Genomic DNA, 14,541 nt, shown 5'->3' with positions numbered 1-14,541 from the left:
CAAGAATCACGGCCTTATGCCCAAGCGACACGCAGACAAGGATAGCTGCTTCCAGTCCATCATACTGAAGTTGCAGAGCTATTGGGCCGACAAAGGCTGCGCCATCCTGCAGCCCTATGACATGGAAGTGGGAGCCGGAACCTTCCATCCGGCGACGACGCTCCGGGCGCTGGGACCGGACCATCATTGGAACTGCGCGTATGTCCAGCCGTCGCGCCGCCCCACCGATGGGCGCTATGGCGAGAATCCCAACCGGCTGCAGCACTACTACCAGTTCCAGGTGCTGATGAAGCCGTCGCCCTCCGACATTCAGGAACTCTATCTCGGCTCACTCAGGGCGATTGGGATCGACCCCCTGGCGCACGATATCCGCTTCGTCGAGGACGACTGGGAAAGCCCGACTCTGGGCGCCTGGGGCCTGGGCTGGGAGGTTTGGTGCGACGGTATGGAGGTGACCCAGTTTACCTATTTCCAGCAGGTCGGCGGGATCGACTGCAATCCCGTTCCGGTGGAACTGACTTACGGGATCGAGCGGCTGGTGATGTACGTCCAGGGCGTGGACCGCGTCTACGATCTGGACTGGGACGGAGTGCCGACCGAGAAGGGGGGCAAGTGCTACGGCGACATCTTCCTGCAGGCCGAGCGCGAGTTCTCCGCCTTCAATTTCGAGTTCGCCGACACACAGCGGCTGTTCCGGCACTTCGAGGATGCGGAACGGGAATGCGCCCTGCTGCTGGAGCAGCGCTTGCCGCTGCCAGCCTATGACAACTGTCTGAAAGCCAGCCATCTCTTCAACCTGCTCGACGCGCGCGGCGTGATCTCCGTCACCGAGCGACAGGCCTACATCGGCCGGGTCCGGGCGCTGGCCAAGGGGTGCTGCGAAACCTGGGTGGCGGTCAGTGCGGAGCAGAGGGAGCCGGTCGGTGCCTGAGTTGCTGTTCGAAATCCTGAGTGAGGAAATCCCGGCCCGCATGCAGCAACGCGCGGCGGCCGACTTGGAGCGCATCGCAGGCGAGAAGCTGCAGGCCGCCGGATTGCACTATGAAGGTCTCGGCAGCCTCGTGACGCCGCGCCGGCTGACCCTGCACGTGGCCGGCCTGCCCGAGCGGCAGCCGGACGTGACTGAGGAGCGCAAGGGTCCCAAGGAGGGCGCGCCGGAGAAAGCTCTGCAGGGCTTCGTGAAGGGTGCCGGGCTTTCCTCTCTCGATGAGGCGGAGCTGCGCGACACGCCCAAGGGGCGGTTCTATTTCGCTGTCCGTCACGTTCAGGGGCGCGCCACCCGCAGCGTGCTGTCGGAGGTGCTGGTAGACGTGATCCGCACGCTCGGCTGGCCGAAGTCCATGCGCTGGGCGGAAGGGGAGTTCCGCTGGGTGCGGCCCATCCAGAATCTCCTCGCGGTCTTCGATGGCGAAGCGCTGCAGGGCGGGCTGGATCTGGGGGGAGAGCGCCGCCTTGCTTTCACCGACAGTACGGTCGGCCATCGTTTCCTTGCGCCGGACTCCTTCCTGGTGCGCGACTACGAGGGTTATCTCGATAGCCTGAAGCAGGCCTATGTCGTTCCCGACTTTGACGAACGCCGGAAGTCGATCGTCGAGCAGTGTTCGGCCCTGGCTCATGCGGCTGGACTGGCAGTGCGTCCGGACAGCGGGCTGATCGACGAGGTCACGGGGCTGGTCGAATGGCCCTGCGTTCTGATCGGGCGGATCGCGCCGGAGCTCATGACCCTGCCGCCGGAAGTGCTCATCACCTCCATGCGCAGTCATCAGCGCTATTTCTCCTTGATGAGACACGACGGTGGCCTGGCGGATCGTTTCCTCGTGGTTGCCAACCTGGAGGCACCAGCCGAGTCTGAACTGGCGGCCACCATTGTGACCGGCAACGAACGGGTGCTGCGCGCGCGTCTCGCGGATGCGGCCTTCTTCTGGGACCAGGACCGCGTGCAGCGCCTGGACACCCGCATTCCCGCGCTGCGCCCGATGGTCTTCCACGCCAAGCTCGGCAGCCTGGAGGAGAAGGTGCTGCGAGTCGCGGTTCTGGCGCGCGGCCTGGCTGCACACCTGGACACTGACACGGCACTTGCAGATCGCGCGGCCATGCTGGCTAAGGCCGATCTGACCACCGGCATGGTGGGAGAGTTCCCCGAACTCCAGGGCGTGATGGGGCGCTACTACGCTGCGAACGACGGGGAAGCGGAGGAAGTCGCCGCCGCCATCGCCGAGCACTACGCCCCGCTCGGCCCCAATGACGCCTGTCCCTCGGCCCCGGTTTCCGTGGCGGTGGCGCTTGCGGACAAGCTGGATACCCTGGCCGGTTTCTGGGCCATCGGCGAAACGCCGACCGGTTCCAAAGACCCCTATGCCCTGCGCCGGGCCGCCCTTGGGGTGATCCGCCTGATCGTCGAGAACGGGCTGCGTTTGCCGCTCGGCCGGGTGCTGGCGGAAGCGGTGGCGCCCATCCTCAACGAGATGAAGCTGCGCGAACAGCTGGCATCCATCGAAGCCCTGGACCGGCTGGTACACGAAGGCAGAAGTGGGCAGCGCCTGGTCGAGCTGGAAACCAACCTTCTGAAGAACCTGGATATTGCCGAAGTCGACGAAGGACGCATTGTCTTTGTGGTCAACGCATTACTCGCCTTCTTTGCCGATCGCATGAAGGTGGTTCTGCGCGAGAAGGGCGTGCGCCACGATCTCGTTTCGGCCGTGTTCAATCTCGGCGGGGAAGACGATCTCGTGCGATTGCTGGCCCGGGTCGATGCCTTGGCCGGCTTCCTGGAGAGCGAGGAGGGAGCCAATCTCCTGATCGCCTACCGCCGCGCGGCCAATATCGTGCGGATCGAGGCGAAGAAGGAAGGTCGCGACTACTGTGGACCGGCCGATGCCTCCGCGTTGGTCGAGACCGAGGAGAAGGCCCTGCACGCAGCGCTGCAGACCGCCGAGGCTCAGGCCCGCGATGCGCTGGCCCGAGAGGACTTCACCGCGGTCATGGCGGAGCTGGCGCGGCTGCGTGCCCCGGTCGACGGCTTCTTCGACAGGGTGACGGTCAATGCCGAAGATCCGGGCTTGCGCGTCAATCGCCTGGCGCTGCTGGCGCAGATTGGTGGCACTTTGGGCCAGGTTGCGGATTTCTCAGCCATCGAAGGCTGACGCGGAGCTGTGGTGCGACGCAGTGGTTCGGCGCTCAGACGGGCGGCGGAACAGAGCATGTTAACCAAGGGTTGTTGAACGAAAGTTTCCCACTGTAATCGACCTGGTGAGCAGGCCGGTTTGCGAATCGAGGAGGCGACAGGCGGCTATGAGCAAGTGGGTCTATGGCTTTGGCGGTGGCGATAGCGAGGGCAGAGCGGATCTGCGCAACCTGTTGGGCGGCAAGGGAGCCAATCTGGCCGAAATGGCCTCCATCGGGTTGCCGGTCCCGCCGGGCTTCACCATCACGACCGAGGTCTGCACGCATTTCACCAAGACCGGCAACTATCCGGACGAACTGGATGCCCAGATCAAGGCCGCGCTGGAGAAAGTCGAGAAGGTGACAGGCGCCAGCTTCGGGAACGTGCAAAACCCGCTGCTGGTTTCTGTTCGCTCGGGCGCCCGGGTCTCCATGCCCGGCATGATGGACACCGTGCTGAACCTGGGCCTGAACGACACCACCGTGGCAGGGCTGGCCGCACGCAGCCAGGACCCGCGTTTCGCCTATGACAGCTATCGCCGCTTCATCCAAATGTACGCCAACGTCGTTCTCGACGTGGAGCATCACCTCTTCGAGGAGGTGCTGGAGTTGGCCAAGGAGGACAAGGGCGTCAGCCTGGACACCGATCTCGACGCCGAGAACTGGCAGCAGGTGATCGAGCGCTACAAGGCAATCGTCGAGGAAGAGACTGGCGCTCCCTTCCCACAGGACCCGCAGGACCAGCTCCGGGGCGCCGTCGCCGCTGTCTTTCAGTCCTGGACCAACCAGCGGGCGGTGACCTATCGCCGGCTGCACCACATTCCGGAAGAATGGGGCACGGCGGTCAATGTCCAGGCCATGGTCTTCGGCAACATGGGCAACGACTGCGCCACCGGTGTGGCTTTTACCCGCGACCCCTCAACCGGCGAAAACCGTTTCTATGGCGAGTACCTGGTCAATGCCCAGGGCGAGGACGTGGTGGCCGGCATTCGCACCCCGCAATCGATCTCAATCCACGGCCGGGAGGAGCAGGGTTCGGACCTGCCGGCCATGGAAGAAGTGATGCCGGAGGTGTTCCATCAACTCTGCAAGGTGCGCGAACTGCTGGAATCCCATTATCGCGAGATGCAGGACATCGAGTTCACCGTACAGTCGGGCACGCTCTACATGCTGCAGACGCGCACCGGCAAGCGGACCGCCAAGGCCGCGCTCAGAATTGCGGTGGACATGGTCGAAGAGGGCCTGATCGACCAGCAGGAGGCCGTGCGCCGCGTCGATCCCCTCTCGCTGGACCAGCTGCTGCATCCGACCCTCGACCCCAAGGCCGAGCGCAACGTGATCGGGCGCGGTTTGCCGGCGTCGCCGGGAGCCGCGTCGGGCGAGATCAGCTTCTCCGCCGACAAGGCCGAGGCTGCGGCACTGGAGGGGCGTAAGGTCATCCTGTGCCGGATCGAAACCAGCCCGGAAGACATCCATGGCATGCACGCCGCCCAGGGCATCCTCACCACCCGCGGCGGCATGACCAGCCACGCGGCCGTGGTCGCCCGCGGCATGGGCCGCGCTTGCGTCGCCGGCGCCGGCGAGCTTCGCATCGACTACAAGGCCGGTGTGCTGCGCGCCGGTGATCGTGAGCTGAAGGAAGGCGAGGTCATCACCCTGGATGGCAGCAGCGGCGAGGTGATGCTGGGCGAGGTGCCCACGGTGCAGCCGGAACTCACCGGCGAGTTCGCCAAGCTGATGGTCTGGGCCGACGGTATCCGGCGCCTCAAGGTGCGCACCAATGCCGAAACGGCACTGGATTGCCGCACTGCGGTGAAATTCGGCTGTGAAGGCATCGGTTTGTGCCGCACCGAGCACATGTTCTTCGAGGCCGGGCGCATCGTCGCGGTGCGCGAGATGATCCTGGCCGACAGCGAGGAGGGCCGGCGCAAAGCGCTGGCCAAGCTGCAGCCGATGCAGACCCAGGACTTCGTCGAGATCTTCAAGATCATGAAGGGGCTGCCGGTCACCATCCGCCTGCTCGACCCGCCGCTGCACGAGTTCCTGCCCCATGGCGAGCAGGAGATCCGCGAGGTGGCCCAGGCGACCGGCGTCTCGGCGGAGCAGCTGCGCCTGCGCATGCTGAAGCTGCAGGAAAGCAACCCCATGCTAGGTCACCGTGGCTGCCGCCTGGGCATCACCTATCCCGAGATCTACGAGATGCAGGCCCGCGCCATCTTCGAGGCGGCGGTGCAGGTGCACAAGGAAACCGGCGACACGGTGGAACCGGAGGTGATGATTCCGCTGGTCTCGCTGCGCCGCGAGTTCGAGATCCTGAAGGAGGTCGTCGACCGCGTGGCGAAGGAGACCATGGAAGCGGCCGACTGCCAGATCCCCTATCTCGTCGGCACCATGATCGAGTTGCCACGAGCGGCCCTGCGTGCGTCGGAGATTGCGGAAACTGCAGAGTTCTTCTCCTTCGGGACCAATGATCTCACCCAGACCACTTTCGGGCTCTCTCGTGACGACGCGGGCAGTTTCCTGCCGGTCTATGAGCGTCAAGGCATCATGAGTCGCGACCCCTTCGTCACTCTGGACCAGGATGGAGTCGGGGAACTGGTGAAGATCGGTGTGGAGCGAGGGCGCGCCAGCCGACCCGACATCAAGCTCGGCATCTGCGGCGAACACGGCGGCGATCCCGAGTCGGTGCGCTTCTGCCATCACGTCGGCCTAGATTACGTCAGCTGCTCGCCCTATCGCGTGCCCATCGCCCGCCTGGCGGCAGCCCAGGCGGCATTGGAACAGACCGAGCGCGACGTCTGATTGCCGCTCTGTAGGGGCGCGCGTCGTTGGAAGGCAGCCGGGAAGGCCACTTTCGGGGAGCCAAAAGGTTCCGGAATGGGCCTTCCCGGCTTTTCCGCGTCGGGGCTTGTTCGGGGAGTCAAAAAAACTATACTCGCGCCGCAACTTGGCAGGCTGCGGTTAGGGTAAAATGACGCTTACGCTGGATCCTGACTACCGACCGACCGAAAGCGAACCTTTCATGAACCCGCGTATGCGGGAACATTTCCGGCAAAAGCTTCTGAAATGGAAAGCCGAGCTGCTGCGGGAGTCCGGCACGACGCTGGAGCACTTGCAGAGTGAGAGCCTGGCGGAGCCGGACATCGCAGATCGCGCGTCCCTGGAATCGGATCGCTCTTTGGAACTGCGCACCCGCGACCGGGAGCGCAAGCTGATCTCCAAGATCGATGCCGCCTTGAAGCGGATCGAGGACGGAAGCTACGGCTACTGCGAGGAGACGATGGAACCGATCTCCATCGGGCGCCTGGAAGCACGGCCCATCGCAACACTATCGCTCGAGGCGCAGGAACGTCACGAGCGCATGGAACGCACTCAGCGCGACGACTGATCGGAGAATTGGCGGCTTTCGACCGGCATGACGCTGTCGGAAGCCGCCCACATCTCAGTCGGCGTTGAACACCCGCTCGAAAATCTGGTCCACCCGCTTGGTGTGGTAGGACGGGTCGAAGCAGGCATCGAGATCGGCGGCGTCGAGCACCACCTCTGGATCGGCTTCCAGTTCCGCGCGGAAATCCCGGCCTTCCAGCCACACCTTCATAGCGTTGCGCTGCACCAAACGATAGGCGTCTTCCCGGCTGACACCGGCCTGGGTGAGGGCCAGCAGCACGCGCTGTGAATTCACCAGTCCGCCGAGCCGGTCGAGGTTGCGCTGCATCTGGTCGGGATAGACCAGCAGCTTCTCCATCACGCCGGCGAGACGGTTGAGCGCGAAATCGAGGGTCACGGTCGCGTCCGGCCCGATCATGCGCTCGACAGAGGAGTGGGAGATGTCCCGCTCATGCCAGAGCGCCACGTTCTCCATCGCCGGGACGACGGCGGAGCGCACCATGCGGGCGAGGCCGGTCAGATTCTCGGTGAGGATAGGATTGCGCTTGTGCGGCATGGCCGAGGAGCCCTTCTGCCCCGGCGAGAAATACTCCTCCGCCTCGCGCACCTCGGTGCGCTGCAGATGGCGGATCTCCGTGGCCAGGTTCTCGATCGAGGAGGCGATGACACCCAGCGTCGCGAAGAAGGCGGCGTGGCGGTCGCGTGGGATGACCTGGGTCGAGACCGGCTCGGGCGTCAGCCCCAGCTTCTCCGCCACGTAGCTTTCCACGAAGGGATCGATGTTGGCGAAGGTGCCAACCGCGCCGGAGATGGCGCAGGTGGCGATCTCAGCCCGTGCCGCCTCAAGGCGGGCGCGGTTGCGGGCGAAGGCGGCGTAGTGGCCGGCGAGCTTGAGGCCGAAGGTGGTGGGCTCGGCATGGATGCCATGGCTGCGGCCGACGCAGAGCGTGTCCTTGAACTCGAACGCGCGGGCCTTCAAGGCGGCCAGCAGCCGATCCGTGTCCGCCAGAAGCAGGTCGGCAGCGCGCATGAGCTGGACTGCCAGGCAGGTGTCCAGCACGTCGGAAGAGGTCATGCCCTGGTGCAGGAAACGTGCCTCGGGGCCGACATGCTCTGCGACGTTGGTGAGGAAGGCGATGACGTCGTGCTTGGTCTCCCGCTCGATCTCGTCGATCCGCCCCACCTCGAAGGCACCGCGCTCCCAGATGGCCGCTGCGGCTTCCTTGGGGATCACGCCCAGTTCGGCCATGGCATCGCAGGCATGGGCCTCGATCTCGAACCAGATGCGAAAGCGGCTTTCGGGCGACCAAATTTCGGCCATCTCCGGCCGGCTGTAGCGGGGGATCATGTCTCGTTCCTCAAGTGGCTGTCGTCATGGCTGCGTGCCGGCCGGAAAGGGCAGGTGGCGCATCGATTGCGCTGCACAGTCCGGGGGCGCTTGCTTCGGAGCGCTGTTTCTACCACAGGCCGCAGGGCTCCTCACGACCCGATCAGTAATCCATCTGCCAGCGGATTCCCGCTCGACTCCGGCCATCGGCGCCCACATCGCTGTGCGCCTTGATCTGGTCGGTGATGTCGATCTCCACACTGACCCCGGTACCGCTGGAGCCCAGCCCCTGTTCGACGCCGACGTAGATGCCGTCGTCCAGATAGGTACCGATGGCGACCGAACCTGGATCATCCTCGGTCGCACCCGGTTTGAAGCCGAGGACGTCCACGCCAACGGCCCGGCGCATCAGTGCGGTCACCCCGGGCCCCCCAGTGGCGAGGCTAGCGGCGGCATCGGCGAGTTCCACGGCTTCCAGGGCAGACAGGTTGGCCGAGGTCTTGTTGAAGAGCACGCGCGAGAGGATCTCGTCCTGCGGCATGTCGGGCTGGGAAGAGAGCGCGATCTGTGGGTCGGAGGCCGTGCCCTCGACGCCAACGATCGCCGTGAAGCCACTGCCGGTGTAGACGGCGTGAAGATCCAGCTCAGGGTCCAGGCTGCTCGCGCCCACGGGCAGCGTGATGGCGCCTTCCTGCAGCATGAAGGTCTTGCCGATGACGGTGAAACTGCCACGCAGTGGTTCGAGCCGGCCGCTGATCTGCGGGTCATTGGCATGGCCTTCGACCCGGAAGTTGCCGCCCCACTCGGATTCGAGACCACGGCCACGCACGAAAACGCGGCGCGGCAGATCGATGTCGACATCGAGCAGGATGGGGGAGGGGGCCGGGGGCCCGGCATCGGGTTCCTCCACAGGCTCCACCGTTTGGCCGGCACGGACCTCGACAACTTCGATCTCGGCGACACTGGGCGGCAGCGCGTCGACAAGCCGGACCTCGATGAAGTCGTTGGTCAGTCGGCCAATGACCTCGGCGCGCTCAAAGGGATTGCCGATGACATCGATCTCGCCGCTGATGCGGGCGGTGACGTCGTCGCGCTGCACAAGGTGCATGTTGCTGAGGGTCACTCGGAGGTCAGCCTCCAAGCCCTCCTCGCCCAGCCAGGTCACCGTGCCCCGACCATCCATAGTGCCATCATTGCCGTCACCGGCGTTGAAGCGCTCGACGGTGAGGGTGTTGCCGGCGCCCACCAGAACCAGCTCCAGTGGATCGAGCACCGTGCCGCTGGTGTAGTTCTCATAGCGGGCGCCGGTGAGCGCCAGTTGGCCGCCGAGTTGGGGCGCGTTGAGGGTGCCGTAGGCTCGCAGGTCTATGTCCGCCTGTCCGGTAAGCCGCAGCGTGTCCACAGGCATCAGCGACATGACGGGCGCCATGTCGCCACTCCACTGCAGGCGGGCGCTCAGTTGCCGCTCGGCGATGGTGTCGACGGCAAAGGGCGCGAGTGAAAGGCGCAGCGGCAGATCGGCATCCAGGCTGAGGGGGCGTTCGGCAAAGCCTTCCATCACAGTGGTCAATTGCAGGCGTCCGGGTTCCAGCGTGGCATCGGCCCGGATGTCGAGTGGCGGGCGGTCACTGAGTTCGGCTTCCGAGCCGAAAGCGAAATCATCGGCAAAGAGATTGAGCTGGCCACGCGGTGCGCTCATCGAGCCCGCGAGGGAGAGCTCGCCGGAAAGTTCGCCAATGACGTCGCTGTCGCCGGCCAGATCGGCTAGACGATCAAGGGGGATGTCCGCAAGCCGCAGATCGGCCTGGATGCTGTCGCCCTGCTGCCGGGCGTCGCCAACCAGAGTGCCTCCCAGCAGGGTGAGGTCGAGGGACTGCAGTGCCAGGTCGTTCGGGGCGATGGTCAAAGTGGCGGGACTGGCGAGTGCGACGGTTTCCTCGCCCCAGTCGGCCGTGAGCAGGGGTATCCGGATCTGGGTGCGGGTGTCTTCCATACCAACTTCGGCCTGTGCCTGCAGGCGCAATGTTTCTTCGGCCACTTGTCCATCGGCGTCCAGATCGACCCGCAGTGCCGCAAGGTCTCCGGCGGCGTTGATCTCCGCAGTCTCCACCTCTGCCCCGCCCGCGGACAATCCCGCTGCGGTCAGGCCGGCTTGAACGCGTGGCGCACCCAGCAGGTCGTTCAGGGTGAACTGGAGGTCGACCCGCTCGCCTGTCACGCTTGGCTCGCTCGTCGGTCCCATCCTGACGCTGCGCAGCGCGAGGGTCCCGCGCAGGGCCTGCTGCGCCTCTTGGGGCAGGAGCTCCGCATTCAGGGTCAGGCTGCCGCCCGCCTCGATGCCGGCGATACTTGCGAGCGCCGCCAACTGCGGCACGTTGCCTTCGACCACGCCGCGGCCGGGTCGCCCGTCCAGCGGCCAGACCAGATTGCCGCTCACGCTGGCGGCATCTCCAAGACGCAGGTTCAGATTGTCGAGTGTCAGCTCCTGTTCGGCGATCTGAAAGTCCACGTCGGAGGAGAGGGGGCCGTACTGTCCCTCGGAGCCGTTCACTTCAAGGCGTCCGCGCGGACCTGGAGCGTCCAAGTCCACGTTGAGCGCCGCGCTTAGCGTTCTGACCGCTTCGCCCGGCAGCGACAGCTCTTCACCCGTCAGCCGGGCCTCCACCCGGGGCGTCGCCAAGGCACCCTGCGCGATACCCTCGAGCGAGAGCGAGCCGCCCAGAGGCTGTCCCAGGGTGTCGCCCAAGGGCTCCAGTGCCGAGACATCGAAGCGATAGCCAGCGTCAACTTCAGAGAAGGCGGCGTCCAGGGTGCCCCAGGCGGATAGCGCAGCCGTCGCTGCATCCAGGCGCACTTCGTCCAGCAGGATGCGCCCGCTGGCATCGCGGCGCAGCTGCATCGAGAGGCCGGGGCGCTCGCCGAGCACCGCATCGGCGATCGGGATACCCAGTTGCAGACGATCGGTAAGAGCATTGAGCCGGGCATCCAGGCTGCCGTCACTTGCCAGATTGGCCTGCAGGTCGACCCCCAGTGCGCCCGAAAGGTCGAGACCCGAGAGGCCGGCGAAGCGCTCGAGGCGCGGATGATCCAGTCTCATACCCAGGTCGGCCGTGGGACCGGCGTCGGCCAGCGTCGCTTCTCCCCACAGCGACAGCGCCAGCTCATTCAGCCCGGTATCGAGTGCGATCACCGTCAGCCTTTGCTCGGCAAGACGATAGCGCCCCTGGCCCTGGAGGGTCAGGTCGCCATCGGCCAGCTGCTGGAGGGCCGCTTCGCTGGCCTCGAGAGCCTCTGCGGCGAAGGAGATGTCGAACAACACCGCAGCGTCCGGCCCGTCCAGCGGAGCTTCGGTCTTGGCATCAAGGGTGAGGTGCAGACTTTCGGCCGTCGCTTCGGGCAATGAAAGCGCCGAAATGTTGGCGTGGGCCTGCAGCATCGGCTGGTTCAGGCTGCCGCTCACCGTCAGGCTGAGATCGGCGCCCTCAAAGCGTGCCGGCTGGGTGAGCTCGGAGAGGGCTTCGGGGTCCAGCAGTTCCAGGTCGAGGGCACCGTCCAGCGTCTGGCCATCTGCCTGCAATGCGAGGTGGCCGGTCGCCTGCAGCGCCGCGACACGAGCCTGAAGGTCCTGCACCCGCAAGGCCCCTTCCTCGGAGCGCTGCAGGCGCAACGCGAGACTGGGTTCATCCCCCACGAGCGAACGAAAGGCTTCCGGCACCAGGGCCGTGGTCTGGCCTTTCGCTTCAAGCGAGAGATCGAGCGGCTCCAGACTGTGTAGCAGCAGATCGGCTTCGAGCCGGGCTGTTGCGTCAGCCTCCGCAACCAGCTGTGCGCGCCAGCCCTCGAGTGGGCCGTCGCCGTCAAGCCGGATGCTTACGGCAGGACGCTCCGGCAGGTCGAGCAGCTCGGCGATCAGCCCACCGGCGGGCTCGGCGCCGTCGATCCGCGCCGTCAGCCGTTCGCCCCCGGCGGTCAACGCCAGTTCCAGGTCCAGCCGGCCGGGTTGCTCGTCCTTGCGTTCCACCGACAGCTGGGTGTCCAGCGCCCCCTCGCGGTCGATCCTGGCCCGGCCGGAAAGGCCGAGCAGGGCCGGTGTGCCGGCAATCTCCTGCCCGAGATAGAGCTCCTGTACCTCGAGTTGCTCAAGTCGCAAGCTGACCGGCAGCTCCGGCAAGGCAATGTCCAGCGGTGAGTCGCTTGGCGCCTGCTCTGCCTCGGTGTCGCTCCCGGCCGGCAGGCGCAGAAGCTCCAGCCGGTTCGCCCGAAGATGTTCGACCTCTACCCGCCTTTGCAGCAGGGACCAGGGGCGCCAGGCGAGTTCCGCCCGGTCGAGGTCGATGAGCACGCCCTCGGGGTCTCGCAACACCAGATCGCGCAGCACGATCTGCTGGGGCAGGGGGCCTTCCAGCCGGCCGATCTCCAGTTGCAGCCCATCTGGCGAACTCACGACATCCTCGATCAAGGAGACGAGAGTGGCGCGCCCGCTTTCGGTTTGCAGCGCGAGATAGAGTCCGCCCAGGAGCAAAAGCGGCAGGCCCACCAGGAGGGCGAAAAGCCCCCAGACAATGCGGGATAGCCAGCGTCGCCGGCGCGGGGCCGGTTGAGAGTCGGTTTGTGCGCTCACGGGCTTAGAAGGACTGTCCAATGGAGATGTAGAACTGATAGGCGCGGTCGACGCCCTTGCGCGGGTTCACCGGCGTGGCGACGTCGAGGCGCAGCGGGCCGAAACTGGTGTAGTAGCGCAGGCCCAATCCAGCACCGATGCGCAGCCCTTCACCGGTAGGCCAGGATGTCTCGTAGACCTGGCCCGCGTCCACGAAGGGCACGATACCGATGGTGTCGGTGATCTTGATGCGTGCTTCCAGGCCAATCTCGGCAACGGCCCGGCCGCCGATTGGGTCGTCATCGTCGTCCAATGGCCCGACGCTGCGAAAAGCGAAACCGCGCACCGAGCCGCCACCGCCGGCATAGAAGCGCAGGTTCGCCGGTATGTCGCCGTGAGAACTGCCGGCGAGAGTGCCGAAGCGCCCGCGGGCCGCAAGGACCAAGCGGTCGCTGTCGAAGGGCGAGAGATAGAAGGAACCGCTGGTCTCGGCGCGCACGAAGCGCGCGGACTCACCCACGGCGCTGATGTAGGGCGTGACGCTTGCGTCCAGTCTTGCGCCCCTGGTGGGGTTGAGCAGATCGTCGCTGCCGTCGTAGCTGACGCCGCCGGTCAGCCCGACGAGCCCGAAGACTTCCGTTTCATCGTCCTCGGTCACACGGGTGAAGAGGAGCGAGGGGCCAGCGCGCGCGGTCCAATTGTCGCTGAGACGCCGTTCCAGGCCCAGAAAATGGCTGCTGGTTAGTTCGTCGAAAGCCTCACTGCTTTCGTGCCGCAGCTCATTCTCGAACAGCAGCGCCTGTTCAAGGCGAAGGTAGTTCGGCTTGCGGAAGTTGGCCCCGAGACTTTGGCGCGGCCGGGTGGCACTGGCTTCGAGGCGCAGGCGCTCGGCCTCCGAGAAGAGATTGCGGTGTTCCCAGAACACCTCGATCCCGGGTCCGTCTTCATCGGTGGAGTAGGACACGCCGGCGCCGATGGTGCGGTGGGGGCGCTCGGCCACTTCTGCCGTGACTGGCAATTCGCCATCGCTTTCGATCTCATCGGGAGTGTCGACGATGACCGTATCGAACAGGCCGGTGCGGGACAGTTCGCGGCGCACACGTTCCGTCTCCCGCTCGTCGTAGGGTATCCCCTCTTCCCAGCCGAGAATGCGGTAGAGGTAGTCCTTGCGCACGGACTCGACCCCGACGATGGACAGCGGTCCGAACGCGGCGGGTTCACCTGCCGCGACGATGATTTCGGCGCGGACCGTGGCGTCGTCCATGTCCGCCAGATAGCGGGTATTGGCCACGCGGCCGAAGGGATAGCCATTCTCCTTGAGCCAAACAGGAATCTCGCGTGCCGCCGCCTGCAACGCTGCCGCTCGTGCCGGCTGCCCCAGTTCGAGGCCCACATCCCCGGCGGTGCGTGGCGCGCTGTCGGGCACCGGCTCTTGATAGCTGATCTCGTAGTTTTCGAGCCGAAAGCGCGGTCCGGGGTCGACCTCGATGCGAATGTGGATCGGGTCGGCACTGTCGTCGACCACGGACTGGATCTCGTTCCGGTAATAACCTTCGGAACGCAGAATGCGGGCAATGCGATCCAAATCGTCACGAAGCCGACGACGCAGTGCCGCCTCGCTGGCGGGCAGCCGGTCCGTCTGTGTCAGTAGGGCGGCGCTTTCATCAATCAGACCGCGAAGTCTGTCGGACAGATCACCCTCAATCTCGGTGGTGTAGGCGAGGCCCGGCGGTGTGCTGTCGTCGCTGTCCTGCGTCGGCTCATCGTCCTGTGCGGCGGCGGAGATGGGGAGCAGAATCGCGAACGCTGCCCCGATCCAACGGAGGTGCCCTGCTCTAAGCAGACGATAGAGTAAGTGGGTCAATCCGGACTGCCGCCATGTGGTATGTCTGCAACTGCACTTAGCCCAAGCCGGTCCTCGCGATGGGCTGCTCACGCGAAGGGGCCTTCCTTACCGAGACCAACGATTTTTTCTAGCCTGAAAGGGGCAAAGGCTCCAGAGAATCCGGGATTCAGCGTAAATATGACGCGCTTCGGCCCATTTCCTGTGCTGTCAGTCGCTGTT

General features: G+C 65.4%; 7 protein-coding genes. 4 read left to right on the top strand and 3 right to left on the bottom strand.

What is annotated here, in order from left to right; genetic code table 11:
- Positions 1 to 16: 16 nt before the first annotated feature.
- From ABZ720_RS01635 to dksA, 4 genes are all read left to right on the top strand, one after another.
- Positions 17 to 931, top strand: a complete 915-nt coding sequence (locus ABZ720_RS01635) for a glycine--tRNA ligase subunit alpha (protein WP_366553131.1) — start codon at positions 17 to 19, stop codon at positions 929 to 931.
- The gene (glyS, locus tag ABZ720_RS01630; protein WP_366553129.1) at positions 924 to 3,143 is read left to right on the top strand and encodes a glycine--tRNA ligase subunit beta; all 2,220 of its coding nucleotides are present in this window, start codon (positions 924 to 926) and stop codon (positions 3,141 to 3,143) included. Before ABZ720_RS01635 ends, glyS begins: the two co-directional genes overlap by 8 nt.
- 148 nt (positions 3,144 to 3,291) lie before the next feature.
- Positions 3,292 to 5,964: a pyruvate, phosphate dikinase gene (gene ppdK / locus ABZ720_RS01625; RefSeq protein ID WP_366553127.1), complete on the top strand. Its 2,673-nt coding sequence runs from the start codon at positions 3,292 to 3,294 to the stop codon at positions 5,962 to 5,964.
- A 169-nt stretch (positions 5,965 to 6,133) separates the two neighbouring features.
- Positions 6,134 to 6,550 carry an RNA polymerase-binding protein DksA gene (gene dksA / locus ABZ720_RS01620; protein ID WP_366553125.1) on the top strand — a complete coding sequence of 139 codons (417 nt, stop codon included), beginning with the start codon at positions 6,134 to 6,136 and terminating at the stop codon, positions 6,548 to 6,550.
- A 54-nt stretch (positions 6,551 to 6,604) separates the two neighbouring features.
- Here dksA and purB read toward each other — a convergent pair whose 3' ends face one another.
- From purB to ABZ720_RS01605, 3 genes are all read right to left on the bottom strand, one after another.
- Positions 6,605 to 7,897: an adenylosuccinate lyase gene (purB, locus tag ABZ720_RS01615; RefSeq protein WP_366553123.1), complete on the bottom strand. Its 1,293-nt coding sequence runs from the start codon at positions 7,895 to 7,897 to the stop codon at positions 6,605 to 6,607.
- A 142-nt stretch (positions 7,898 to 8,039) separates the two neighbouring features.
- On the bottom strand, positions 8,040 to 12,497 hold the full coding sequence (locus ABZ720_RS01610) for a translocation/assembly module TamB domain-containing protein (RefSeq protein ID WP_366553121.1): 4,458 nt from the start codon (positions 12,495 to 12,497) through the stop codon (positions 8,040 to 8,042).
- 4 nt (positions 12,498 to 12,501) lie between these two features.
- Positions 12,502 to 14,340 carry an autotransporter assembly complex protein TamA gene (locus ABZ720_RS01605; protein ID WP_366553119.1) on the bottom strand — a complete coding sequence of 613 codons (1,839 nt, stop codon included), beginning with the start codon at positions 14,338 to 14,340 and terminating at the stop codon, positions 12,502 to 12,504.
- Positions 14,341 to 14,541: the final 201 nt, after the last annotated feature.

The organism is Aquibaculum sediminis (assembly GCF_040712085.1).
GTDB lineage: Bacteria > Pseudomonadota > Alphaproteobacteria > Kiloniellales > DSM-21159 > Aquibaculum > Aquibaculum sediminis.
Note: the sequence above shows the minus strand (reverse complement) of the source record. Positions and strands in the feature narration are given on the sequence as shown.

Coding starts and splice junctions, on each gene's coding strand:
- purB (WP_366553123.1), bottom strand. CDS start 7,897: ATGATCCCCCGCTACAGCCGGCCGGAGATGGCCGAAATTTGGTCGCCC.
- ppdK (WP_366553127.1), top strand. CDS start 3,292: ATGAGCAAGTGGGTCTATGGCTTTGGCGGTGGCGATAGCGAGGGCAGA.
- ABZ720_RS01635 (WP_366553131.1), top strand. CDS start 17: ATGCCCAAGCGACACGCAGACAAGGATAGCTGCTTCCAGTCCATCATA.
- dksA (WP_366553125.1), top strand. CDS start 6,134: ATGACGCTTACGCTGGATCCTGACTACCGACCGACCGAAAGCGAACCT.